General features: G+C 43.9%; 19 protein-coding genes. 11 read left to right on the plus strand and 8 right to left on the minus strand.

Features of this window, described 5'->3' with window-relative positions; translation table 11 throughout:
- The first annotated feature begins 326 nt into the window (after window positions 1–326).
- From lon to RAH45_RS10320, 4 genes are all read left to right on the plus strand, one after another.
- The gene (lon, locus tag RAH45_RS10305; RefSeq protein ID WP_373429190.1) at window positions 327–2,774 is read left to right on the plus strand and encodes an endopeptidase La; all 2,448 of its coding nucleotides are present in this window, start codon (window positions 327–329) and stop codon (window positions 2,772–2,774) included.
- 144 nt (window positions 2,775–2,918) lie between these two features.
- Window positions 2,919–4,001 carry an META domain-containing protein gene (locus RAH45_RS10310; RefSeq protein WP_306495258.1) on the plus strand — a complete coding sequence of 361 codons (1,083 nt, stop codon included), beginning with the start codon at window positions 2,919–2,921 and terminating at the stop codon, window positions 3,999–4,001.
- 39 nt (window positions 4,002–4,040) lie between these two features.
- Window positions 4,041–5,138, plus strand: coding sequence for an META domain-containing protein (locus RAH45_RS10315; protein ID WP_306495259.1), 1,098 nt, complete (start codon window positions 4,041–4,043; stop codon window positions 5,136–5,138).
- Window positions 5,139–5,308: 170 nt separating this feature from the next.
- Window positions 5,309–5,866 (plus strand): superoxide dismutase family protein, encoded by a 558-nt coding sequence (locus tag RAH45_RS10320; RefSeq protein WP_068407176.1) that lies wholly within the window; start codon window positions 5,309–5,311, stop codon window positions 5,864–5,866.
- Between the two features lie 82 nt (window positions 5,867–5,948).
- Here RAH45_RS10320 and topA read toward each other — a convergent pair whose 3' ends face one another.
- Window positions 5,949–8,615 carry a type I DNA topoisomerase gene (gene topA / locus RAH45_RS10325; protein ID WP_068407179.1) on the minus strand — a complete coding sequence of 889 codons (2,667 nt, stop codon included), beginning with the start codon at window positions 8,613–8,615 and terminating at the stop codon, window positions 5,949–5,951.
- Between the two features lie 281 nt (window positions 8,616–8,896).
- Window positions 8,897–9,454, minus strand: a complete 558-nt coding sequence (locus RAH45_RS10330) for a hypothetical protein (RefSeq protein ID WP_193032204.1) — start codon at window positions 9,452–9,454, stop codon at window positions 8,897–8,899.
- 340 nt (window positions 9,455–9,794) lie between these two features.
- On the opposite strand from RAH45_RS10330, the gene RAH45_RS10335 reads away from it, so the two are divergent.
- Entirely contained in the window at window positions 9,795–10,334 is a 540-nt protein-coding gene (locus RAH45_RS10335; protein WP_068407184.1) for a DUF2799 domain-containing protein, read from the plus strand.
- 383 nt (window positions 10,335–10,717) lie between these two features.
- Here RAH45_RS10335 and RAH45_RS10340 read toward each other — a convergent pair whose 3' ends face one another.
- The 3 genes from RAH45_RS10340 to RAH45_RS10350 form a co-directional block, all read right to left on the minus strand.
- Entirely contained in the window at window positions 10,718–11,119 is a 402-nt protein-coding gene (locus RAH45_RS10340; protein WP_068407187.1) for an ExbD/TolR family protein, read from the minus strand.
- Window positions 11,120–11,194: 75 nt separating this feature from the next.
- The gene (locus RAH45_RS10345; RefSeq protein ID WP_068407190.1) at window positions 11,195–11,887 is read right to left on the minus strand and encodes a MotA/TolQ/ExbB proton channel family protein; all 693 of its coding nucleotides are present in this window, start codon (window positions 11,885–11,887) and stop codon (window positions 11,195–11,197) included.
- A gap of 181 nt (window positions 11,888–12,068) precedes the next feature.
- Complete coding sequence (locus RAH45_RS10350) at window positions 12,069–13,055, minus strand: energy transducer TonB (protein WP_068407193.1); 987 nt, start codon at window positions 13,053–13,055, stop codon at window positions 12,069–12,071.
- Window positions 13,056–13,411: 356 nt separating this feature from the next.
- On the opposite strand from RAH45_RS10350, the gene RAH45_RS10355 reads away from it, so the two are divergent.
- The 4 genes from RAH45_RS10355 to RAH45_RS10370 all read left to right on the plus strand — a co-directional run bounded on the left by RAH45_RS10355 (window position 13,412) and on the right by RAH45_RS10370 (window position 17,711).
- The gene (locus RAH45_RS10355; protein ID WP_068407196.1) at window positions 13,412–14,467 is read left to right on the plus strand and encodes a siderophore ABC transporter substrate-binding protein; all 1,056 of its coding nucleotides are present in this window, start codon (window positions 13,412–13,414) and stop codon (window positions 14,465–14,467) included.
- Window positions 14,468–14,563: 96 nt separating this feature from the next.
- A complete protein-coding gene (locus tag RAH45_RS10360; protein WP_082894361.1) occupies window positions 14,564–15,673 on the plus strand; it encodes an ABC transporter permease in 1,110 nt (369 codons plus the stop codon).
- Window positions 15,674–15,793: 120 nt separating this feature from the next.
- The gene (locus RAH45_RS10365; RefSeq protein ID WP_191690455.1) at window positions 15,794–16,888 is read left to right on the plus strand and encodes an iron chelate uptake ABC transporter family permease subunit; all 1,095 of its coding nucleotides are present in this window, start codon (window positions 15,794–15,796) and stop codon (window positions 16,886–16,888) included.
- A gap of 52 nt (window positions 16,889–16,940) precedes the next feature.
- Window positions 16,941–17,711 carry an iron ABC transporter ATP-binding protein gene (locus RAH45_RS10370; RefSeq protein ID WP_191690451.1) on the plus strand — a complete coding sequence of 257 codons (771 nt, stop codon included), beginning with the start codon at window positions 16,941–16,943 and terminating at the stop codon, window positions 17,709–17,711.
- A 12-nt stretch (window positions 17,712–17,723) separates the two neighbouring features.
- Here the strand turns inward: RAH45_RS10370 and RAH45_RS10375 are convergent, their stop codons facing one another.
- Both RAH45_RS10375 and RAH45_RS10380 read right to left on the minus strand, forming a co-directional pair.
- Window positions 17,724–19,124: a PepSY-associated TM helix domain-containing protein gene (locus RAH45_RS10375; RefSeq protein ID WP_306495260.1), complete on the minus strand. Its 1,401-nt coding sequence runs from the start codon at window positions 19,122–19,124 to the stop codon at window positions 17,724–17,726.
- A 157-nt stretch (window positions 19,125–19,281) separates the two neighbouring features.
- Entirely contained in the window at window positions 19,282–21,357 is a 2,076-nt protein-coding gene (locus RAH45_RS10380) for a TonB-dependent receptor, heme/hemoglobin family (RefSeq protein ID WP_306495261.1), read from the minus strand.
- 741 nt (window positions 21,358–22,098) lie between these two features.
- On the opposite strand from RAH45_RS10380, the gene RAH45_RS10385 reads away from it, so the two are divergent.
- Window positions 22,099–23,532: a nucleobase:cation symporter-2 family protein gene (locus RAH45_RS10385; RefSeq protein WP_198328774.1), complete on the plus strand. Its 1,434-nt coding sequence runs from the start codon at window positions 22,099–22,101 to the stop codon at window positions 23,530–23,532.
- Window positions 23,533–23,577: 45 nt separating this feature from the next.
- Here the strand turns inward: RAH45_RS10385 and RAH45_RS10390 are convergent, their stop codons facing one another.
- Window positions 23,578–24,243, minus strand: a complete 666-nt coding sequence (locus RAH45_RS10390) for a TetR/AcrR family transcriptional regulator (RefSeq protein WP_068407211.1) — start codon at window positions 24,241–24,243, stop codon at window positions 23,578–23,580.
- Window positions 24,244–24,489: 246 nt separating this feature from the next.
- On the opposite strand from RAH45_RS10390, the gene uraD reads away from it, so the two are divergent.
- Window positions 24,490–25,011 carry a 2-oxo-4-hydroxy-4-carboxy-5-ureidoimidazoline decarboxylase gene (uraD, locus tag RAH45_RS10395; RefSeq protein ID WP_068407214.1) on the plus strand — a complete coding sequence of 174 codons (522 nt, stop codon included), beginning with the start codon at window positions 24,490–24,492 and terminating at the stop codon, window positions 25,009–25,011.
- Window positions 25,012–25,016 lie beyond the last annotated feature (5 nt).

The raw sequence follows: 25,016 nt of genomic DNA on the forward strand, positions 1-25,016 counted from the left end.
TTTTAGCTATAAATCCCACGCGCAAAACTTAGCAGACAGGAGCGACCCTGCAAATAAAGACGCAATATTGTCATGACTGCTCGTCATATAGCCTTGCAATTTCATTTAGCAACACCATTTATCTAAACATGAACCACTAACTTGACTTTACAAGTCTGGTGAACGAGGAAGAATATATGAGTGAACATAAAATTGCCCAAGACAATATCGACATCGATGTCGACGTTTCATCTAACGTTGCTGATGATAAGGCGCTAAATACTTCATCTGACGATACCTTAGAAAACGTCTCGGCGTCTAAAACTATTCAGGACAGCGCTGAAGACATCGAAGCTGAAAGCGTTAAGGCAAAAGACGGTGAAGAGAGTTATCTGCCGCTACTGGCATTGCGTGATGTGGTTGTCTATCCGCATATGCAAATTGCTTTATTTGTCGGCCGTGCGCCGTCGGTAAAAGCCGTTGAATTGGCACAAGCTGAATACGGCAATAAAGTATTGGTCGTGGCGCAAAAAGACTCGCTAACTGAAGATATTGATCAAGATAACTTGTATCAGTACGGAACGGTGTGCCGCATCGTCAGCACTATGCCGCATGATAGCGATGAAAATTGCATCAAAGTATTGATTGAAGGTCAATACCGTGCGCGCGTTGATAATATTGAAAATCACGACGAGCTATTGATGGCAAGCTTTACGCGTGCTGATCTCGATATCAGCATGAGTGAGAGCCAACAAAAAAACACCATTCAGGCCTTAACGACGTTATTTGAAGGCTATGCCGACGCTCGTCTGCGTAATGCTCGTGAGCTAACTCGCGTGGCGAAACGCATCGATGATTTGCTTGAGCTGGTGTATTTTATCTCAACCCGTGTGTCGATGGATTTGGATATTAAGCAGTCGTTCTTAGAAGAAGACGATATCAAAACCCACATCAATACCTTGACCGAATATCTCGTTAAACAAAGCGCTGAGCAAAATATCGAGCAAGATATCCAAGATGCCGTTCGTCAGCAAATGGAAGACAATCAGCGCGAATACTTCTTAAATGAGAAGATGAAGGCTATCAAAAACGAGCTGTCAGATATGAATGACGGCGCGTTCGATGAAGATGATGTGGCTGAGCTTGAGCAGCGTTTAGAAGATGCTGACTTGCCAGAAGATGTGCGCAAAAAAGCCGAGCAAGAGCTGAAAAAACTTAAAATGATGCCGCCTGCATCGAGTGAATCATCAGTGGTGCGCAATTATATTGAATGGATTTTGGATACGCCGTGGAATGCGACGACCAAAGTGTCTATCAATTTAGATAAAGCGAAAACCGTCTTAGACGAAGACCATTATGGCTTGCAAGATGTGAAAGACCGCATCCTAGAATACCTCGCGGTACAATCGCGGGTGAAAAAACTGCGCGGTCCGATTCTTTGTTTAGTCGGTCCTCCGGGTGTCGGTAAAACCTCGTTGGGTGAGTCAATTGCGCGCGCCACGGGTCGTAAGTTTGTACGTATGGCACTTGGTGGCGTCCGTGATGAAGCAGAAATTCGTGGTCATCGCCGTACTTATATCGGTGCGATGCCGGGTAAAATCGTCCAGTCATTGGCAAAAGTCGAAGTCAAAAACCCGCTATTTTTATTGGATGAAATCGATAAAATGGCGCAAGACTTCCGCGGCGATCCAGCGTCAGCGTTGCTTGAAGTGCTAGATCCATCACAGAACGATACCTTTAACGACCATTATTTGGATATGGACTTAGACTTATCACAAGTGATGTTTATCTGTACTGCCAACAGCATGGATATTCCGCCAGCCCTGCTTGACCGGATGGAAGTCATTCGTCTACCGGGTTATACCGAAGAAGAAAAGGTCAATATTGCGCAGAAATACCTTGTGCCAAAAGCGATTAAAAATAATGGCCTTAAAGAAGGTGAAATTGAAATCGTTGAAGCGGCATTACATAGCATCGTGCGTAGCTATACGCGTGAAGCAGGTGTGCGTAACCTTGAGCGTGAAGTCAATAAAATCTGCCGCAAAGTGGTTCGCGGTTCGGTTGAAACCCATGGTGCACGTGCTCCTAAAAAAGCCGAACGTGAGCTGGTAGTAGTCGATGACAAAAACATCGATGACTATCTAGGCGTCCATCAGTACGATTATGGTCTGGCAGAAGAAGAGCCTGAGATTGGTCGCGTGACTGGGCTTGCTTGGACACAAGTCGGTGGTGAGCTATTAACCATCGAAGCGGTAGCTATGAAAGGTAAAGGCGAGCTGAGCTTTACAGGGTCACTCGGCGATGTGATGAAAGAGTCGATTCGCGCTGCCATGAGCGTAGTACGTGCTCGCGGTGACAGCTTAGGGATTGATTACGAGACCTTTAAAACTACTGATGTCCACGTGCACATGCCTGAAGGCGCGACCCCGAAAGACGGTCCATCAGCTGGTGGTGCGCTCACCACAGCGCTGGTCTCTGCCTTGACGGGCATTGCCATTCGTCCAGATATTGCGATGACAGGCGAGATTACCTTGCGCGGTAAAATCCTACGTATCGGTGGTCTCAAAGAGAAGCTGCTAGCTGCGCATCGCGGTGGCATCAAGCACGTCTTGATTCCAGCGACCAACGAGCGTGACTTGGCCGATATCCCTGATAATGTCAAAGAAGGATTGACCATCCAGCCAGTAGCGACGATTGATGAGATATTAAAAGTAGCATTGGTCAGTATGCCAGTGCCGCTGAAACCTGCCAAAGTGACGGTTGATAAAACCTCAGGCAAAGCGCTGCATAACTAATCTGATTAGTTACTAATCCAGTCTTACAAATTAAAGAGCCGCTCATCGTCATGTTGGGCGGCTCTTTTTTGGCAATAATAAAAAACAATCTCTCTAAAACTCTGTGCTATATTTTAAACAAATGTTTATTTGGTAATAGCCATAATGTTAAACCATCTGATTTCAAACCGCTTAATTCTATCCTTATTGCTCGCTATCTCTTTTCCGGCAGCGCTAATAGGTTGTCAGTCTAATATTGCAAAAGATAATTCTACACCTGCTAACTCAATGGTGACTGGCTCTATCACTTCTGCTCCCATACTATCTGAGCAAGTGATAAATGTTGAAAGTGTCAATCGCTTTGATTGGAAGCTGGTGCGCCGGATAGACAATCAAGGTATTGTTAATGATGTCGATACCGTGCCGCCGTTAATGCTTGATGTACGTCCGAGCAATTTAGTGTTTAAATATGACTGCCAGCGCTACCGCTTAAACCATGATGGTTATCAAGATTACACTTACAGCTCATACGGCATAACTACCATTACGCAGCCTTCTTGCTTAATAACTGATAAACAAGCAGCTAGCAATATCCTTCAGTATTTAGAACAATTATTTCCTGAATATGGCAGAGGACGTTTTAACCTTAGAATCACTTCACCATCTACACAAACAAAATCAAAACCGTTTTCATTTTTGAATAAACTTACTCCAAAAAAACCAACGTCTTATGAGCTGATCTTAAATGTTCAGGACAAGCAGCTCATATTTGAAGGTACACTTAAGACCTTACGACCAGTAACGGGACTACCCATTACTTATGAGCTTCTAAAAGAATATCAATGGCGACTAGTAAGCGCGGTCGATAGCAATAAAAACACCATCATTGAGCTTAGTCGTCCAGATTTTCCAGTGACTGCCTACTTTGCTTACCCACTATATAACGATGAGCATCACGTTGGCTTTAGCTCTGATTGTAATGGTGTTGGTGGTTCTTACATTTTGACGCCTGACAATAAATTGTTGATTGGTTCAAGCCCGCAAACTATGATGGGATGTAGTCCTAAACGTGAAGCTGCTGAAGATAAAATTCGTGAGCTTGAACAGTTAAGCAAAAGCCAATTAATCTTACAAAGATTAGCAAATACCAATCTCGACTCCTCAAGCTTACCCTATTATCTACTGACGCAAAAACTCGAAACAGGTGAAACCCTCATTTGGAAAAACGAAGTAAAGAAAACACCTTAGCCTCTATTCATTTTCATATTTTTTAAAAAGGATTTTACAATGCTGCTGCCAACTATAAAGCGCTCATTAACTATTATCAGCTTGTCTGTAGCAGTGGGATTAATGGGTTGCCAGTCTGCGCCATTGAATAGTACCCAGCAGACCACTATCGTCAACACACCTATTACTAAAGATAAATCTAACTTTACTGACCAGATAGTAATTAAAGAATCACAAGTAATGCAATGGGTAGCTCATTATGACTGGCAATTGGCGCAAGTAATTCATCAAAACGGTAACATAGCCGATATCGAAAATTTTGCACCGATTACCTTAGCAATAGAACCCAGTTCAATAAGTCTGCATCAAGGCTGTGAGCATTATAGAATGGATTTTCATGCGCTGTCCGCGCCGCCTTATCCCTATTATTCTCATCTTACTAAAGTACCCACAACTTGTCATGACGACAATAATACTGATACTGCAATTAAAGAGGATAATAGTATTCAATCGTTATTTGTTAAGTACGCACCTGTTAGGCTTAATTTTGAGTTATTGCCAACTTCACATTTAACATCACAATCAGCGCCAGTCGCTATACAAGCTGCCCCTAAACGTTTGGCACTTAATATCGAAAATGGTAATCGCTTAATTTTTATAGGTTCACCTAAAGCATTGGCAACTCCCGCTGGATTGCCCATTACTAACGAGTTATTAGAGCAGTATCATTGGACGCTGGTGAGTGCCGCCAGTAATACTTATGACGCCAAAGGGGAATTAACTAGAAAACCTTTGGGCAATTTTTATCACCCCGATCACCCTATTTCAGCGAGCTTTGAGAGTTGGCCTAACAATCAATACGCCTCCTTTAGCTCAGGCTGTAACGGCTCACGCGCGCCCTATTTTTTACTCAATGATAATACTTTCAAAGTCGGCACTATTATTAGTACTGTAATGGGCTGCGGTGAGACAGGCAATAGAATCGAGTCCGCTTTGTTTGATTTGATGCGTGATAGCAGCAGTCAGCTAACATTAAGCTTACAACCCTCACAGCCAACAGCAGATAATCAGACCGATATGCCTCGTTATAATTTATTGCAAACGATGGCAACAGGCGAAACCTTAGTTTGGCAAAACGAAGTAAAGAAAACGCTGTAAACCTTTTTCAAACGCATACGTTATTTACATTTATTAACCGATTGTTGCGCATTTAATGAATAGTTATATTTAAACCTTGGCTATACTGATTGCGACATTAAGCAATGTTTGAGTATTTTAATAAAACAATAGACATTCATCACAACAAATAAATATAAATGGAGATAATAATGAATAAGACGATGCTTGCAAGTGCCCTGTTATGTGGTTCAGCTCTAGCGATGACAGGTTGCCAAACCGTCAAAGGTCAAATGCAAACGGGCAATCCACTTAACCAACCTGCGTTAAAATCTACGATCAATGCAGTCGCTGGTAATAAAAATGAAGTGGGTCAAGTATTCCTACGCCCAGTAGATGGCGGTGTCCAAGTTTATGGTAAGCTCATGAACCTGCAGCCTGGTAAAACTGTGGCATTGCACATTCATGAAACGGGTAGCTGCGGCGATATGGGTAAAGCGGCTGGTGGTCACTTTAATCCAGATAAAAAACCGCATTCTCATCCTGATGATATGAATGGTCATGCGGGCGACTTGCCGAACTTAACCGCCGATGCGAATGGCGTTGCTACTATCAACTATGTGAATAAGAAAATCTCTGCCGCTGATGCAGGTAAATACAGTGTTAACCGTCTAGCCTTTATCGTCCATAGCGGTGCTGATGATTATAAGAGCCAGCCTGCTGGTAACGCAGGCGATCGCGTTGCTTGCGGTATCATCGAAAAGAACTGATAGCCCAAAAGTTAATAGCAAAAAACCTCTTAGATTATCTAAGAGGTTTTTTATGGTTTAAAGATAAGGTGATTAAAGAGGTTTACTCTTCTACCCACTCGCCATTACGCCAGTACACGCCCCAACGGGTGGCTTTGCCGTTTTTCTCAGAGCCAATATACTGCTCTTTTTTCTTCCGTGACCAACGTAGAATGGTTGGATTGCCATCTGGATCCTCATCTGGACCTGCAAACAGATACTGGAATTTATCTTCCATTTTATCTTTGATTTCGCGTAACTCAGCCAGCTTTGGTGGACGGGTTTCGCGTACTTTTGGGAATTTAGACGCAGCTAAGAACATCCCAGCCGCCCCTTCACGCAAGATAAAGTAATCATCATGTTTGGTCGATTTTAGCTCCGGCAGATGGATAGGCTCCATACGCGGCGGTGCCGCTTCACCAGTTTTAAGCACTTTACGCGTGTTATCACATTTCTGACAAGCAAAGTATGGCCCAAAACGTCCGGTTTTTAGTTCCATCTGTCCATCGCATTTATCACAGTCGATGGTTGGCGCATCTGAACCCGGTACTTCAAACTTACCTTCTTCTAGGATATAGCCGTCGCAATCAGGATTATTACCACAGATGTGCAGCTTTAGACCACCATCGACGATATAGCCATTCATCGCCGTTCCGCATTTCGGACAGCGTTTTTTCTCCATCAAATCTTTAACTTCGGCTGCTTCATCATCGCTGTCGCCATCATCAAGATTGGCAAACGCTTCGACTGGCATCAAGTTCTTGGTACCTTTGCAGCGCTCTTTTGGCGGTAAATTATAGCCAGTACAGCCTAAGAATACACCCGTTGAGCCGGTACGTAGTTGCATCGGACGATCGCAAATATCGCAATGGACGTCTGGCACATCGGTTGGATCATTCGGACGCATACCATCTTTTTCTTTGGCACGATCTAGAGTCTTTTTAAAGTCGCCATAAAAGTTATCGAGGACATCTTTCCAGTCGGTATCACCTTCAGCAACATGGTCAAGCTTGTCTTCTAGCGCAGCGGTAAAGGTATAATCCATCAAATCTGGGAAACTGGCGGTCAATCTGTCGGTGACGATATCGCCCATTTTTTCAGCAAATAAACGTTTGTTTTCAAGCTTCACGTAACCGCGATCTTGAATGGTTGAGATGATAGACGCATAAGTCGAAGGTCGACCGATGCCTTTTTTCTCAAGCTCTTTGACAAGGCTTGCCTCTGTGTAACGCGGTGGCGGCTTGGTAAAGTGTTGACTCGGATCGAGCTTATCGAGCGTTAACTTATCACCTTGTTTGACATCAGGTAATAAAGTATCGTCAGTCTTCGCTGGTGGCATGACTTTAGTAAAGCCATCAAACACTAGGGTGCGACCGCGTGCTTTTAGCTCGACATCGCCGGCAGCGACAAATAGATTCACGGATAAGTATTTCGCAGGCGTCATCTGACAAGCGACAAACTGACGCCAAATCAGCTCATATAGACGAATGGCATCACGCTCAACGCCTTTTAACTGCGTCGATTTCATATTGACGTTAGACGGACGAATCGCCTCATGCGCCTCTTGTGCGCCTTGCTTATTGCCATAGAAGTTTGGCTTTTCTGGCACGTATTTGTTGCCATAACTGTCTTCGATATAGCCACGTACGGCGGCTAATGCATCACCAGACAAGAAAGTCGAATCGGTACGCATATAAGTAATATGACCAGCTTCGTATAAACGCTGCGCCAAAATCATGGTTTTCTTAACTGAAAAGCCCAAGCGCGTACTGGCAGCTTGCTGCAATGTCGAGGTGATAAACGGCGCACTCGGACGCGACTGCGTTGGCTTCTCTTCGCGCTCTTTCACGATAAAGTCGTTTGAATTAAGAACTTCTAGGACTTTATCGGTCTGCTCTTTATTAACAAGCTTTAGCGTTTTGCCGTCTTGCTTGGTTGCCTCTAGACGAATCGCAATGTGCTCAGCGTCTGCCGCTTTCTTGGCTTTACTATCAGCAACATGAGTATCGGCGTGAATCTGCCAGTATTCTTCTGGAATAAAGGCGCGAATCTCATGCTCACGCTCGACGACCAAACGCATGGCGACCGACTGCACGCGACCAGCTGACAGACCGCGAGCGACTTTTTGCCAAAGTAGCGGCGATACCATAAAACCAACGACGCGGTCTAAAAAGCGCCGCGCTTGCTGCGCGTTCACGCGGTCAATATCGAGCTTTGAGGGCTGTTTAAAGGCATTTTGAATGGCGGATTTGGTAATCTCATTAAAGACCACGCGCTCATATTTACTGTCTGCGCCGCCGATGACTTCTTTGAGATGCCAAGCAATCGCTTCCCCTTCTCTATCCATATCCGTCGCCAGATAGATTTTGTCAGCGTCTTTGGCTAAGGCTTTAAGCTCTTTAATAACCTTGGTTTTATTGGGCAATACCTCATAGACAGCCGCCCAGTCATGTTCTGGGTCGACGCCCATGCGCCGTACCAATGCCTGCTGGGTTTTTTCTTCTTTGCTCAGGCTATCATCTTTTTTACTCGCGGCTGGCTTTTTCGCGCTTTTGCTCGCGCCCACTGGCAAATCACGGACATGACCGATACTTGAGCGCACGATAAAGTCGTCGCCTAAGTATTTGTTAATGGTTTTTGCCTTGGCGGGTGATTCAACAATCACCAAAGACTTGCCTTTGGGTTGGTCTTTTGCCGTGGCTGGGCTTTTTTTGGTTGCGGTTTTTGCCATAAGTGACGACACCATAATAAGTAAATTAAAATAAGGATAAACTCGGCAGCTGGCAATTTATAATAGTTAGTTATAATGGCTCAGCGAATTATTGTAGTAATGGCGGCCGATAAAAACGGTTATAAAACAAACAATAACCATAACGCATAGATACAGTTATAAAGACGTTACACTGCAAAGCGTTAAGCTGTCAACTTAAAATGACTGAGAGTTTGCCAAAAGGACTTGCATATTGCCTCTTTATGGAGACGAAAAAATTTTTTACTAGCACCGTGCGTTTTTTATGCCGACTTTTGCATCTGTAATGCCCATTTCTCAAGGTTCTCTTTCATGATTAATAAGTCGCTTTCAATCGTTTGCTGCTGATAAGCAGGATTGGTCGCCGGACGCACATAAGCAATATCTTCCCAATAAATAACAATGCTATTCGACTTCACCAATAACGCTTTCACAAATGGCTCGATGCTGGCTGGCAGCGCTAAAGGTTCTTTATCCAAGCTAAAATTGGCTTGTACGGGTAAGCTTTTATTGTCGCTGCTATTGTTATCACTACTGCTGGCGTTACTTGCCGGACGCCATTGTCCATCTAACACCTGATAGCGAGTTAATGGCAGCTTGACATTATCGAGCACCAAACCATATTGCCCAATCATGCCGCGACCATACTCATTGTCACGGCCTTTTACCCAATCAGGGCAAGTAACTAACTTGGGATTGAGCTGCAAACGGCGCGCCGTCATACGCAGCTTATCCAAACGCTGGTCGATACCGCTAGGTTTGAGCGCCATCATACTCCCTAATACAAATAGTACAATGGCGATCGCAATCCACATTCCCATAACAGTCTGACCTTTTAACAAAATTAATGGTGTGCTAGTGATTAAAACGTGCTGAATAATCTATCAGCGTGGCTCTTTATATAACAGCTTAAATATAAACGGCGACTATCTAGTCGCTTATAATGAGCGTAAACCTTTAAAAAACAAACGCTCGTAAATACTATCTTCTATAAAGGGCTAGTTGCTAGGCACACCTGACATTTACCAACGCCTTGCTATTTATAGTGGCATATCAAATACTTAGTACATAAAACCACTGATTCGATAACAAGATGCAAAAAGTTGGTCGCCTAAAAAGGTGCTATGATAAACCATAATTTTAAACGCGCGCAGGTTTATTATGAATTATCTTATTAAACAAAACTCATCGACTGCTGCATCAGTAAATAAAATTGTCACCAAACTTATGGGTAAATCTGGGCTGACCATCTCGCTAGTAGGCGTAGCTTTACTGACTTTATCGGGCTGCGCGACCACCCAAAGTCTGACGCCCGAGCAATGCCAAAATAGCAATTGGCAAGAAGTCGGCTATGTCGATGGACTTCTCGGGCGCTCGGGGGCTTACTTTGGCAATTATACCAATCAATGCGCAAGTGTCGTTGGCGCAACGCCAAACCGCGTATTGTGGGAGCAAGGTCGCCAGCAAGGTCTAAAAAACTACTGTACCGAGCTCAATGCTTATAAACTTGGCCGCGAAGGTTATGATTGGCAGCCTGTCTGTCCACTCGAAGGCATCGAAAAACTTGAGGAAGCCTACGCACAAGGACGCTACTATTATATGCGTCAGCGCGACCTTGATTATCTGCGCTCGCCGTATCCATTCGGTTATGGACCTGGACGCTTTGGCTATGGTTATCGCCCGTTTGGTTATGCTTGGTAATTACTATGATTAATGCCCGCTATATAGTCAAAATATCCTGAAAACGCGACGGTATTGCTGATATCAATTTTTTGTAGCCTCTGTCTGCGTAGGCATAGCAAACAAGAAAAATTGATATCAGCAGCGCGTGATGTATCGATATTACTTTTCACTCACTATATGACCCACCGAATGCCATACAATCTACTAAATTGAAGGGTTGCTAAAAAAAGATAACCTCGCAAGGTTGCCCAAGCGAGGCGGGAGAGAAAGTTTATTATTTTAATTATTCTTGTTATTGTCGTGGTTATTTTCTTATTACTAAGCTTACTTATTTATCTTGCTAGCTTATTGTTTTAAAAACTATTTTTACTGCTCAACTGTATTAATCAGTCGTTTAAACCTTACTCGTTAACAAAAGCCACCTTCGTTAATCCTGCTTGACTGGCTGCCGCTAATACTTGCGCCACGGTATCATACCTACTTTCTTTATCGGCACGCAGCTGGATAGAAGGATCCTTGCCATTCGCCGACTGTTCTTGCAGACGCACTTCTAATGCTTCTATACTGATAGGCTTGTCATCCCAAAACAAACCTGCATCTTTATCGATGCTAATTTGAATCGCCTCGGGCGGTGTTTCATTGACCTCGGCACTGGTTTTCGGTAAATCCAATGGCACCGTTGGATTCAGTACGGTCGCTGTCAATAAAAAGATAATCATCAATACCAGCATGATATCGATAAGCGGAATAAGATTCATCTCATTCATGCTTTGACTGTCATCGTCACCCAATTGAAATGCCATAATTGTTCTCAATACCGTTAATTGTCGTCTTTGCTGCTCGTGCTTTTTTGGCTTATTATCTCTACTGAACCATCACTACAACTGCGATGGTGCGGATTTATGATAATGCTCAGCTTGTTTATCTGCATTTGACTGCTTCGTTAACTGCGTTACTTGATTAGTAGTATCACGTTGGACTGCTGGCTTTTGAATTGGCGCTTGTTGCACTGCAGCAAGCTCGCTAGATTGTGCCAATAAATCATGCGCTCTATCATTGGCGTGATACATGACGCGGCGATTGATACGTATCGCAAGGTTATAAAACACCACCGCCGGAATCGCAACAGCAATCCCTAAACCAGTCATAATAAGAGCCTCACCGACAGGTCCTGCGACTTGTCCTAATCCTGCCTGACCACTGACACCGATATTATGCAGCGCATGGAAAATACCCCAGACCGTGCCAAACAGACCGATAAACGGCGCGATTGCTGCTGTCGTACCAAGTATCGGCAAACCGCGCTCACTGGCAAAACGATAGCGACCGATGTGCTTGAGTAACGTCTGCTCAATCACCAAACGTCGAGACGCGGCATCGCTTTCAACCAAACTGACCTGCTTACTATGAATCTGCGCACTCAAATCATCGGCGACGCTAGCTGCCAGTTTGCGACTTTGCAATATGCGAATGATACCCGTCACCCAAGAGGCAATAGATAAAACAAGAAGCAAAAAGAATAAGGTTCTGGTCACCATATCGCTATATTGCCAGTAGGTTGTAAAGTCCATATCAGACTCCTTAATGTGGGATGTCGTTACTTGTCATTTTATGATTGTTAGCAGTACGAGTTTTGATATCTATTTTCGTACCTCGTTGCTATATTTCGCTGTGTTTCACTATATTTTGTATGTGTCGGTTGTTTTATATCTGCTTGTATAAATGCGCTTTTCTACACCCAGTCTTTTATATTTAAGGAACCGCATAGGCAATTGGCAGGGTGACATTACCGACCACTGGCGCGCCGTTTTTGGTAAAGGGCTTGAATTTACCTGAACGCACTTGGCGCTGTGCTTCTTTATCTAACAGCGGATTTCCTGACGATTGGGCCACACGTACGCTATCGATACCACCTTGTTTATTGACTCTTAATACCAACACCACGTTGAGCGTATCTCCCGAACGGGCGCGGCGAGCGGCGCGGTCTGGGAAGCTAAAGTTTGGCGCCGATGCCCAGTTCGCAGCACTGGCGGTAAAATTGACAGGCTCATTACTTGCCGCAGCCGCAGCTTTGGCTGCAGCCTCTGCTTTTGCTCGAGCAGCGGCTTCTGCTTCTCTTTCAGCCTTTGCCTGCGCTGCTTTTTGCGCCGCCTCTCTAGCGGCATTGGCGTCTGCCTGCGCTTGAGCGTCACGAGCCGCTTGCGCCTGCGCTTCTTGCAGCGCTTTTGCTTGCGCTTGTCTTTCCGCTTGTTGCGCTGCCTTTTCTGCCTGCGCAGCTATTATACGGCGCTGTTCGTCAGCGACTGACTTATCAATAACTGGTGGCTTGTCTTCTATTTTTTTCTTTACAGGTAGTTCTTTTATAGGCGGCGTCTGTACAGGTTTTTCTTTCTGAACGATTGGTTCTTCTTCTCTTACTACTGGATCTACTGGCGTAACCGCTTTCATTTTTTGTTGCGTTTTTGGTTCAGGCTTGGGTTCGGGTTTAGGCGTTGGTATAGATTCAGCTTTACTTTGCGGCACTTCCTCTACCTCAGTAACCACGTTTTCGATGGGTTGAGTAGGTAATGTGACCATTTGGATTTCAAGCGGCGGCGTCTCTTTAATGGGCTCATCTTTAAGCATAGGCGCTTTGATGATCACCAAAGCGATTGCGGTAAGCAGGTGTAGCCCGACCACTAAAATAATAGCGATAAGTATCAATCTAAGTGGTGGCGCCTCTAAATCCGTTGAACTCATAACACCCTAACATTTAACCGTTATAGAATAGCGTAGATAATAATGCAAACGATAACTATTATCAATAGTAAATTATTAATCTCTCCATTTTTTTACTGCCTATCTTAAGCAAAGTTCTTGAGCAAAGTTGTTTAAAACTAAAAATTTAATGAATGAAAAGTCAGTTAATAAAAACCATTATCGTTAATATTGATAATAAGTCTCAATTACTTTATCATGGCAATTGTTTTTATAGTGAAAATAGCAAATGATCGTAAAACTTTAATTATAAAGCCGCTATTTTTTATCATTATTCTGCTGTTTTTTTAGCATTCTTATAACAATACCAACCAAACCTTTGATATACCGAGTTATTTATGACTACTACTTTATGTTCTAATCGTACCGCAAGCCTCCTTGTTAAACGTCCATTATTGACCGCCATGATGACCGCGTTCATTGCTAGTGTTGGCTTAGCAGGTTGTAGTTCGCCTGATTCAAGTGATAATGAGATAACAGAAACCAAAGCTGAAAACCAAACGGCTGATGCGGCCTCGAATGTGGCTGAAAATGACAACGTTTCTGTTGCGACCATCGCAGTTGATACGGTAAAAGGTAAAGTCGATTTGGCCATGAATCCATCACCATTGGTCGTTTATGATATGACCTTGATGCAAGATTTGGCGGCGCTTGACGTAGCGGTTGACGGTATGCCAAGTGGGCTACATTTAGATAACTTACAGTCAAAAGTACATCCTGATCCTAAAGAAGTCGGCACGGTATTTGAGCCTGATCTTGAAGCGTTGAACGCCATGCAGCCGCAAGCAATTTTGATCGGCTCGCGTATGGCAGAAAAATACAATGAGCTATCGAGTATCGCACCCACGCTGGATATGAGCATTGATACGGCAAATATCTATGAGTCAAGCAAGCAGCGCTTACACGATTTGGGTGCGTTATTTGGCAAAAGCGATCAAGCAGTGAAATTGCAAGGCAATATTGACACGCTGATTGACGAGACCAAAGCCTTAACCAAAGAAAATAAAGGCAAAGGCTTGGTGGTTATGGTCAATGGCAATAAGCTGTCAGCCTATGGTGATAAGTCGCGTTATGGTTTTATTCACAGCGTATTAGATATTCCAATGGCAGATGATAAAATCACTGATGCGCGTCACGGTCAGCCTATCTCATTTGAATACATACAAAAGACCAATCCAGATTGGTTGTTCGTCGTCGATCGTAGCGCTGCAATCGGTGAAGATGGTGCGGGTGCCAAAGCCGTATTGGACAACCCACTGGTGGCGCAAACCACTGCGTGGGATAAAGCCCAGGTAGTGTATCTAAGCCCAGACTCTTACTTAGCCTTTGGTGGTTATTATCAGTGGCTACAGGATTTAACGACGATTAAAAACGCCTTTACTAAGGCAAAATAAATTTTGACGCTACACAAAATACAAGTAGCAGCTGTTGCTTATGACAGTTGCTATCCATAAAATTTTTCACACTCTATTCGTAAGCCAGTAGCCGTTATGCCATTATTTTCACCTCGTGCTCAAGTCAGCGTTAAAACCAGCTCTACTCTGCCAGCTGCGCCATCAAGCTGGCAGCCGAGTGCAAGTAGTGGCAGCCGCTACGCCCGTGATAAACAGCGCCGCGCTGCGATACCGCCGTGGTTAATAAACACAGCCAGCCTCATTATTATGGGGCTTTTGGTGTTGTTAAGCTTATCCATTGGTGTAGCAGATTTTTCGTGGTCAGGTATTTTGCAAAGCCTTATCAGTCAAAGCGCCAACTCTGATAGTTCATTAATGTTAGTGAGCCGTATTCCGCGCACCGTTGCCATTATTTTGACGGGTATCGCGATGGCGGTGGCTGGGATGATTATTCAAGTGGTGCTGAAAAACCGCTTCGTGGAACCCTCGATGGTTGGGGCAACCCAAAGCGCCGCATTGGGATTACTGGTAGTCAGTTTATTGTTCCCAGCCAGCGCGCTACTGGTCAAAATGGGTGTCGCAACTATTGCGGCAGTCGCGGGCATGATGCTCTTTATGCTGCTGATACATCGCGTTCCGCCGACGGATTTTTTGATGATTCCACTGATCGGTATTGTCTTTGGTGGCATTATCGAGGCGATAACCACTTTTATCGCCTACCAAACGGAATCACTACAGATGCTCAGCGTTTGGCAATTTGGCGACTTCTCTTCGGTATTAGCTGGACGTTACGAATTGCTTTGGTTGACGGGCGCACTATGCGTGCTGGCTTATATTATCGCCGATAAACTGACCATCGTCGGTTTAGGCGATAATATCGCGCTAAACTTGGGGATTAGTAAACGACAAGTGACGTGGCTTGGTGTTGGCATGGTGGCGATGATGAGCGCTGTCGTCGTCGTAACCGTTGGTATGATTCCCTTTATCGGTTTGGTCGTACCCAATATCGTTAGCCGCATTATGGGCGATAAATTACGTCGCAGCTTGCCCGCAGTCGCGCTCTTGGGCGCATCAGCCGTGCTACTTTGTGATATTATCGGGCGCTCCATTCGTTATCCTTTTGAAGTGCCTGTGGCGACAGTTTTTGGTGTGGTCGGCACGGTGATATTTTTATGGTTGTTATTACGTGCGCCTGCTGAGCAATAAGCCCTAGCGCAATCTTGTCGCTGCCTGATTGTTAACACTTTTCTTAATTTATTCGTCCTGTTGTCTGATTAGATAAGCTTGGCGTTGTTACTATTGAAGGTAGCATAGTAGGATTTATTCATGTTCTCATCGTCTAAGCATAACTTTATAAACGACAATTCTACCAAGACTGGCTCGGCAAAAAAGAGCGCTCTAGCAAATGCTACTTTAGACAATGACAGCCTTGAAGATACTTGTCGTCAAAACCTTTTAGCAAAACTTTGGACCTTTATCGCTGGTCATCCAAAATCCATTGCCGCGATTATTTTACTTATCTCGATGACGCTGTTTTTGACACTTAACGTCAACGGCTATTGGGACTTTGCCCTGCCATTACGGGGTAAAAAATTACTGGCGCTAATGGTCGTCGGTTATGCCATCGGCGTATCAACCCTGCTCTTTCAAACCTTGACCCACAATCCTATTTTGACACCCTCCTTATTGGGCTTTGACTCACTGTATGTGTTATTACAAAGCTTATTGGTGTTCTTTTTAGGCGCCATTAGTTTTACCAGCATCAACCCCATTACCAAATTTACCCTTGAAATCGTCCTCATGTTTGGCGCGTCGTTATTGTTGTTTCGACTGTTGTTTTCAAAAAGCAGTCAGGATTTAACGCGGCTGATACTGGTAGGCGTTATCTTTGGCGTGTTGTTTCGCAGCTTATCAGCGCTAGTTGCACGGCTCATTAACCCCGATGACTTCGTGGTAGTCCAATCGGCCAGTTACGCGCAGTTTAATACGGTCAATCCGCAGCTTTTGGGCATTAGCTTTGTTATTTGCGTCATCAGTGCGCTATTTATCTGGCGCTGGCGCTATCAATGCGATGTCTTGATGCTGGGCAAACCACAAGCAATTAACCTTGGTATCAACTATCAACGCCTCGCCTTTGGGCTATTAACGGTCATTGCGGTATTAGTCGCTACGGCAACCGCCTTGGTCGGTCCGGTAACTTTTTTTGGCTTACTGGTCTGCGCCTTGACCAATCGTATCGCGCGCCATATGTATCACAGTGAGCGTCTGATATTGGTCAGCTTGGTGGCGATGATTTGCTTGGTCCTCGGTCAAACTATATTTGAGCAAGTACTCGGCATGGCGGGTGTATTGTCAGTAGTGATTGAATTGGCAGGCGGCTTGGTATTTTTATTACTCATATTTATGACCTATCGCCGCTAATGATGACTTTTTAAAACGCAACGGTTAAATTTTTCTAAAAACAAGAACTGCTATGATTAAAATAAATAATGTTTCCCACCATATTGGCAGACAGCAAATCCTGCATGACATTAGCCTGTCTTTACCGCCCTCGCAAGTGATTGCCTTAATAGGACCAAATGGTGCGGGTAAATCGACGCTGTTTTCGGTGATGGCGCGCTTGCAACCGCTACAATCAGGGCAGGTCAGTTTCGTTATAGGGAATGAGGAGCATGACATTGTCAGCTGTCATGCACGAACGCTGTCTAAGACCGTAGCCATGCTTGGGCAAGACAACCAAGTACAAGGTCGGTTGCGTGTGCATGAGCTGCTGATGTTTGGGCGCTATCCTTATCATCAAGGACAACCAACGGCTGATGATCAGCAAAAAGTGCAGGAAATTATCGAACGCTTTGAGCTTGAGCCGTTAGCCGAGCGCTTTTTATCGACGCTCTCTGGCGGTCAGCGTCAACGCGTGCTGATTGCGATGATTGTCTGCCAAGATACACCGTACCTACTCCTTGATGAACCGCTCAACAATCTAGATATGTACCATGCTGGCCGTCTGATGCGTGAGCTGCGCGAATTGAGTCATACTGAGCAAAAAACCGTGGTGATTGTCTTGCACGACATCAATCAAGCGGCGCAATTTGCCGATACGGTAGTGACGATGAAAGAGGGTCGCGTACTGGCAACCGGTGCGCCTGTTGATGTACTCACGCATGAAACCATGAAAGAGCTATACAAAGTCGATGTGACTGTCCTTAACCATCAAGGCCGACCCGTGATTGTCGATACGGTTTAAGTACGGGGTGTTTTATAACTGTTTTTTAATAGCTAGTTTTCCGTAATGGTTTGAAAATTTATTTTTAATGGTCAATTTTTGCTTTAATCGGCTTTGACGAGCTTTGACCCATAAATACACACCGGTAGCGGACAAAACTGCCACGGCCAACCCTATCATTGCTAAAAATATTTGATACAGTAAATGAGCGTTACCCTGTCCAATATGTCCCATATGTAAGGTTGAGCACCATTGGTCGATTTTATTACCAAATGCGCTTTGATAACCGAAATTAACCTTTTCAACTTTGCCAGTCGCCGCAGACACTGTGATAGACGAGGCACCACCGTGAGTGCCGACATCTTTGTCGGTTTTAAAACGCATTTGCCATTGCCCCTCCTCTGTAAGCCTGCGGATACCCAATGTCTGCTGTACGGTTACGCCATTTTTTTGCGCAGCAATATGCGCTTGCTCAGTTAAATACGCAATACTATTCGCTTTATTAACAAAGGTATTACTACCCGTTTCAGTGCTCATTGGTGCAACGGCTGACATAGCCTGCTCGCTCGATTTATCTGTTGTCTTTGACTTGCCTTTTTCTTCTCTTTTACCCTCTCTACCTTCAAACCCAACCACTGCTTGCATCACGGGTTGATACACCGATTTTAAATTAAAACCGACACTCGACCACGCAATGACAAATAGCATCAGCCACAACCATAAACCAAAAGCGTGATGCAAATCATAATTGAGCTTAAAGGTATTAGTTTTGCGGCGGATTTTCCACGCCGGTAGCCAGCGCTTAATAAAAGACGCACGTTTTTTAGGCGTAGTTTTAGGTACAGTTTTCTGCAATGCTTTTTTACCGTTAATAGCTCTAGGAAAGGTCAAGTAAAAGCCAATAAAGCAGTTAATCGTCCAAATAAGGGCAATCAAACCTAGCAGCAGCTTACCAAAATTACCGAGCAATAAATCACGGTGCAGCCAAAACACCTTCCACATAGTATTGCGCCACGCCCATTCATCTTTATCACGCGTCCCTAATATATCGCCATTATAAGGATTTATATAAACCTCTTGAAACGGCGCTTTGGGCTGATTTTTAGCGCTTTGACCTCGGACTCTATCGACTGAAAATACCGCAGATTTATCCGCTTTTAATGACGTTGGCATACTAGAAAAATTGTACTCTGGATAGGCGGCGACCACCTTATCGTGCAGGGTTGCAATAGGAAGCTGTGGCGCATCTTGCCGCTCAATCTGAGCCAATTGATGGTTAAACACATTATCCAACTCGTCATGGAAAGCCAATAACGAGCCAGTAAAACCCGCTATGATTAAAAAACCTGCCATTACAAGCCCAGTATAACGATGAATCCATAGACAAATACGGCGTATATTCGATGCAAAAGAAGATAATGAAAGTGAAATCATGAGTGCTGATTCTTTATGAATATATAGGGTTAATGGTGCTACAGTCGAAGCGTAATTTTTAAAACAAGACAGTACAATTTCCGAAAAATGGCGATAAAAAAGCCAGCTCTTTTTTATAAAAAGCTGGCTCTATTGCGACTAGAAAATAAATACAGGGTTAAAACTGATAGGTTAAAGAAGCTTTGATATTACGACCTTTTTCAAAGTCAGTAGTAACATCATCAATCGGATTTAGACGAGATGAGTGGCTCGCATAAGCTTCATCGAAAAGATTATAAACGCCAAGCGTGGCTTTTAATCCATCAACTTGTTTTGGCGAATAGTTCATAAAGATATCATGAACATTATAGCTTGGTTTTTCAATGTCATTTTCGCCAGTATTTGGCATCACTGAAGCGACATAGGTACTGCGCCAGCCGATATCTGTGGTCTCTGTTGGAGCATAAGCCAGATTGACCATATATTTATCGCCTGATTCTGAGCTGCTTCCGGTCACTGACGGAATACTATAGCCTGTTTTGTCGCCTTTACTGCGCGCTCGCGAATAGCTCAAACCCATACTAAAGTTATTCATTTTATAGTCAGCGGCGAGCTCAACCCCTTTAATTTTATAATCTTCATCTTTGTTTATTGCGCCTTGGCAATTACTTCCAGGTTCTGGTGCACAATCCAAGCCTGAACGTACAAACTCAATATAATTTTCGATATCGGTTTCAAAGTATTTACCGCTTAACTGTAACGCATCACCGGCTACCGTTAGGTCACGCAAGGTTTTAACAATACCAACCTCAGTATTAGACCCTTCTTCTGCTTTTAAGTCGTTGTTAACAACAGTTCCAACACCATTTCGATTAAAAATCGCTTGACTCAAATCAGGACCATTAAATAACTGCGTGTAGCTGGCAAATACTTGCGTTAGTGGTGCAATCTCATAGCTTGCGGCAAGTGCACCGACGACATTATCATAGGTTTTGCCACCAGCGATAAAATCAGGAGATTTGTAGCGGTCATAACGTACACCAGGCGTTAGGCTAAATTTACCCATTTGCCATTGGTCTTCTAGATATACAGAGGTGTTTGTTGCTTCATCTCTACCGCTCACCGGTATCGTAGTACCACGCTCTACACCATGGTAGTCAGATTCTTTTTTATAATGCTCTACACCAGCGATCAATTTATGAGTACCGGTAATACCCTCAAAGACACTACTATCAACTATACTAGTATTTTGTATTTTAGCGCCTGTGGTTTTAACCTGTGCATCAAACTCGAAACCTGGGTTTTTATTATAATCAGAATCGCGCAAAATACGGGTTTTGGTCTGATAAACATTGGTATCAACATCAATTAACTTGCTTGCCGGATTATAAGTATAATCTAGCCCATAAGTATCGCGTTTAACTTGTTGTGGTATTGGGGCGTCATTACGACTAGGAAAGTCAGGACGGAATGGGAAAATACCTTTCTTTTCAGTACTGCTAAAGTTTGCACCAATATGATGATCATCCGCAATATAAGCACCAGCTTTTAATAAAATATTTTCACTTTTACTGTCTTCAAACAGCTCACGACCGTTACCATCCTCGCCCGAATTAGTATCACGCTTGCCATAATAAGCCAGTAAGTCAACATTGTCCGTTGGTGCAGCAAACACCGTCGCTGATGTTAATAACTCATCATTATTACTGGCATAACCTGCGTGTAATTTGGCACCTATTCTTTGACCCGGTTTTAGCAAGTCAGCCGCATCAACCGTTTTAAAAGCAACCGCGCCGCCAAGTGCATCATTACCGAGCGTGACAGAATTGTTACCCACTGCCACATCCGCTTGTTTGAGCAAATCAGGATCAATGGTGATATCGCCCATATGATAGAACAGCTTGCCTTCTTGGCGCGCGCCATCAATGGTGACTTTTAGGTTGCTATCTTCAAGACCGCGAATACGAATGCGCTGGTTGACCGCTGACGTACCACCTATGGTCACGCCTGGCACCACATTTAAAAAATCGCTTAAATGGCTTGCTTGCTGTGCAGGCGTATAGTCTTCGACATCGACGCCATCCTCTTGCACCTTTTCACGTACCGAGCTGTTGGCAGTTACGGTGATGGTTTGTAAGGTCGTACTAGGCACATCCGTTGCCGCAACCGCCAGCTGTGAACACAGAATTGCTGAAACAGCGACCGATAACACCGTTAATTGATTAGAAAATGTTGCTGACTTAACTTCACGCATAACACACTCACTTTACTTACTATTAGGATTGAAGGATTTAAGTGCCACTTTAGAAAGACAGTTTGAAAAAGATGGTCCGAAAAAAACAATTTGGGATTTTGCTTTTTATTTTCTATTAAAATTTTTGAGTTTTATTGATTGACCACGCCTACTCAATCAACAAATACATATAGAAATAACATGATTAACACTAATGATAATGATTAGCATTTGAAATATGACAGGCATAATAACGAAGTATTAACAATTTGGCAATAAATAAAGTAAGGAATTTAATTCAATAAGATAGACGACATTGTGAAAGTTAAGCAGCACCTAACATCGACTGCTATTAAGTACTTAATAGCAGTCGTAATTTTATTTGTCATAAGCGCATTAAGGTTTTGTTAAATCGCCGAGATGAAACAAATTAATATTTTAATCGCAAAAAAAACATTGCAATAAGCAAGGCTTTCGCTATACCCTTAGATAACTGACTAATTAGTCAGGTTTTAATCACCATATCTGGCAATATTGATAAATAATGGTGAGCTGCTTTTATTTATTAGCATACGGAAAAGTGCGACTCTCTGTTGGAAAATTATTAAATGCTTAGATAGCTAGAGAAACAAGATGAAGATCTAGAGTTTACTGAAAGGCTTTTTTAAGTCACGGACTCAACTCTCAAATCATCAGTTTTCCTACGCTGTTTAGGTTTACCTTCAGAGATTGGACTAAAAGTCACTTTAGGAGAAAGCCAAAATGAGTGAAGTTACTCAAGGAAACCCTGATTTATTATATGGACTGCATGACCGCCCTGCTCCTGCAAAAGCTTTCTTAGGGGCGGTACAGCACGTACTTGCCGCTTTCGTTGGTATTATCACGCCCTCTTTAATCATTGGTGGCGCTTTGGGATTGGGAGAGCACATCCCCTATCTGATTAGCATGTCACTGATGGTATCAGGGGTCGCCACCTTTATTCAGACCCGTAAAGTAGGGCCCGTCGGCTCGGGGCTGATGGCATTACAGGGCACCAGTTTTGGCTTTTTGGCTGCCGTCCTTGCCGCAGGTTTTGTGGTAAAAAATAAAGGTGGTGGCCCAGAGGAGATTTTGTCGGTCATCTTTGGCGTGTCATTCTTCGGCGCATTTGTCGAGATATGCTTAAGCCAATTCGTCACCAAACTCAAATCTTTGATGAGCCCTATCGTCACTGGCTGCGTCATTGTCACCATTGGTTTGTCTTTAACCAAAACAGGTCTGACTGATTTGGCAGGCGGGGTTGGTGCCGAAAACTTTGGTAGTATGGAAAATTTACTACTGGGCAGCGGGGTGCTGGTCAGCGTGGTGCTGATTAGTATCGTCAATAATAAAGTGATTCGCTCAAGCGCTATTTTTATCGGTTTGATGCTTGGCTTATTTGCGGCGATGTTGATGGGGCGTATTGACTTCTCTTTAGTCTCTGAAGCGCCGTTACTTACCGTCCCTATTCCTTTTAAATACGGTTTGAGCTTTGATTGGCAAGCGTTTATTCCGATTGCCTTTATGTATATCATTACCAGTATCGAAACCTCAGGCGATTTGACCGCAACTTCAATGATTTCAGGCGAACCTATTCAAGGTCCTGTCTACGAAAAGCGTATCAAAGGCGGCGTGCTAGGTGATGGGGTCAATTCGTGGATTGCCGCGGTATTTAATACCTTTCCGGTCACTACCTTTAGCCAAAATAACGGCGTCATTCAAATGACTGGTATCGCCAGCCGCTATGTGGGTTTTTATGTGGCGGCGATTTTATTTACCATGGGGCTATTCCCTATCCTTGGCGCTATCTTTACGCAGCTGCCAAAGCCTGTGGTTGGCGGCGTGACGCTATTGATGTTCGCAACCGTTGCTACTGCGGGTATCCGCATCCTATCCACAGTGAATTTTACCCACCGTAATATCTTAATTATTGCGACTTCGCTTGGTTTATCGATGGGTATCGCGTTTGTTCCTGATGTCTTTGCGCAAACGCCGCAGCTGTTCCGCAATATCTTTGGCTCGGCAGTGACCATGTCAGGTATCGTCGCTATCACGTTGGATATGATTTTGCCAAAGAACTATGGCGTCGAGTTTGATACGTCTGATCAACATATAGAAGATGGTCTAAAACCTGTGCGCGTGTTGCCGAAAAGTGAGGTTGAAGGTCAGCCGTTATAACGGCAGCGGGCTTGGTTGAATAAATGGCGCGCTATGTAAAATCCGCTATTCAAGCCCGCAACCGCGCAGAATAAAGGGTATTAAGAAGTCAGCCGCGCGCGCTTCATCTTGCTTATCATAAGCGTCTTTTTGTAGCAGACCGACGATTTCTGTTTCAAATTCTGCATAACGCTGCGTCGTTGCCCAAATCAAAATCAACAGCTGCAATGGGTCAGCGATGCCAATTCTGCCTTGCTCATGCCAAGTTTTCATCACTTGTGATTTATCAAGCGCCCACTCTTTCATGGTTGTCGACATAAAGTCATGTAAATATGGGGCGCCGCCGATGACCTCTAACGCAAACAATTTATGACGGTTTGGATGCACAAACGCTTGGTGTAATTTGGTGCGTACAAACTTCTCTATCACGGCTTTTGGGTCGCTATCGACGGTCATTGTCACCAAACCATCGTTCCATTCTTCAATAATAGAGCGCAAAACCATTTTGTAGAGGTTTTTTTTATTTTTAAAGTAGTAATGGACATTGGCTTTTGGTAGTCCTGCCCGATCAGCAATGCCCTGCATCGTAGCGCCGCGATAGCTTTGTAATACAAACTCTTCTTCTGCAGCTGCCAAAATTACTGCTTGATTTTGGGCGCGGATATCTTGCTGATTACGATGAATAGGCGCCTCAGAATCGGACGCTTGAGATGTTTGATTAGGTTGGGTCATAAGATAAACCATTGGATAGGAGGATAAATAAGTAGCCATATTGCAACATACAACAGCACTGATAAGCCAATTTTATTTTTTATTTAGCGAAAATATAGCAGGGTTTTCGCCAGCGTATAAAAATAATTTGCATAAAACAGTTGACCAAATGGTCAGGTTTAAGCAGAATGGATGTTATTAAACCACTTATCACTCAATTAAACATAAGAATAAAGAGTTTTAAATTTAAATGAAAAGGATGTCACCGTGAGCTTAACACTAGCGCAATTTAATGCCCTCTCGCCAGACGAAGCACTCTCAAAACTATTGACCTGCTGCACTAGCAGCAAATGGGCGCATGACGTAGCAGGCGCTCGCCCTTTTGCAGATATAGACGACCTACTTGCCAGTAGCGACAAGGCTTGGCAGCAAGCGCAAACCCAAGAAGCCAATTTGCTTGAGGCCTTTGATGGTCATCCACAAATCGGCAACGTTGACTCATTAAAAGAAAAATACCGCAATACGCAAGACAGCGCGGCGCATGAGCAATCTGGTGCCAATAATGCTGACATGGATGTCATTGAAGCATTGGCAAAAGGCAATCAAGAGTATCTTGCTAAATTTGGCTTTATCTTTATCGTCTTTGCGACGGGCAAAAGCGCGCAAGAAATGCTGGATTTATTACTCACACGCCTGCCAAACGACCGCGCCACTGAGCTACTAAATGCGGCTACTGAGCAAAATAAAATTACCCGTTTGCGCTTACAAAAACTACTCGGCACTGCTTAAAGCAA

The organism is Psychrobacter sp. van23A (assembly GCF_030845275.1).
Classification (GTDB): Bacteria; Pseudomonadota; Gammaproteobacteria; order Pseudomonadales; family Moraxellaceae; genus Psychrobacter; species Psychrobacter faecalis.

Bases quoted from the DNA above. Each gene is read 5' to 3' on its own strand.
- RAH45_RS10310 (WP_306495258.1), top strand. From the start codon at position 2,919: ATGTTAAACCATCTGATTTCAAACCGCTTAATTCTATCCTTATTGCTC.
- RAH45_RS10315 (WP_306495259.1), top strand. From the start codon at position 4,041: ATGCTGCTGCCAACTATAAAGCGCTCATTAACTATTATCAGCTTGTCT.
- RAH45_RS10320 (WP_068407176.1), top strand. From the start codon at position 5,309: ATGAATAAGACGATGCTTGCAAGTGCCCTGTTATGTGGTTCAGCTCTA.
- topA (WP_068407179.1), bottom strand. From the start codon at position 8,615: ATGGCAAAAACCGCAACCAAAAAAAGCCCAGCCACGGCAAAAGACCAA.
- RAH45_RS10330 (WP_193032204.1), bottom strand. From the start codon at position 9,454: ATGGGAATGTGGATTGCGATCGCCATTGTACTATTTGTATTAGGGAGT.
- RAH45_RS10335 (WP_068407184.1), top strand. From the start codon at position 9,795: ATGAATTATCTTATTAAACAAAACTCATCGACTGCTGCATCAGTAAAT.
- RAH45_RS10340 (WP_068407187.1), bottom strand. From the start codon at position 11,119: ATGGCATTTCAATTGGGTGACGATGACAGTCAAAGCATGAATGAGATG.
- RAH45_RS10345 (WP_068407190.1), bottom strand. From the start codon at position 11,887: ATGGACTTTACAACCTACTGGCAATATAGCGATATGGTGACCAGAACC.
- RAH45_RS10350 (WP_068407193.1), bottom strand. From the start codon at position 13,055: ATGAGTTCAACGGATTTAGAGGCGCCACCACTTAGATTGATACTTATC.
- RAH45_RS10355 (WP_068407196.1), top strand. From the start codon at position 13,412: ATGACTACTACTTTATGTTCTAATCGTACCGCAAGCCTCCTTGTTAAA.
- RAH45_RS10360 (WP_082894361.1), top strand. From the start codon at position 14,564: ATGCCATTATTTTCACCTCGTGCTCAAGTCAGCGTTAAAACCAGCTCT.
- RAH45_RS10365 (WP_191690455.1), top strand. From the start codon at position 15,794: ATGTTCTCATCGTCTAAGCATAACTTTATAAACGACAATTCTACCAAG.
- RAH45_RS10370 (WP_191690451.1), top strand. From the start codon at position 16,941: ATGATTAAAATAAATAATGTTTCCCACCATATTGGCAGACAGCAAATC.
- RAH45_RS10375 (WP_306495260.1), bottom strand. From the start codon at position 19,124: ATGATTTCACTTTCATTATCTTCTTTTGCATCGAATATACGCCGTATT.
- RAH45_RS10380 (WP_306495261.1), bottom strand. From the start codon at position 21,357: ATGCGTGAAGTTAAGTCAGCAACATTTTCTAATCAATTAACGGTGTTA.
- RAH45_RS10385 (WP_198328774.1), top strand. From the start codon at position 22,099: ATGAGTGAAGTTACTCAAGGAAACCCTGATTTATTATATGGACTGCAT.
- RAH45_RS10390 (WP_068407211.1), bottom strand. From the start codon at position 24,243: ATGACCCAACCTAATCAAACATCTCAAGCGTCCGATTCTGAGGCGCCT.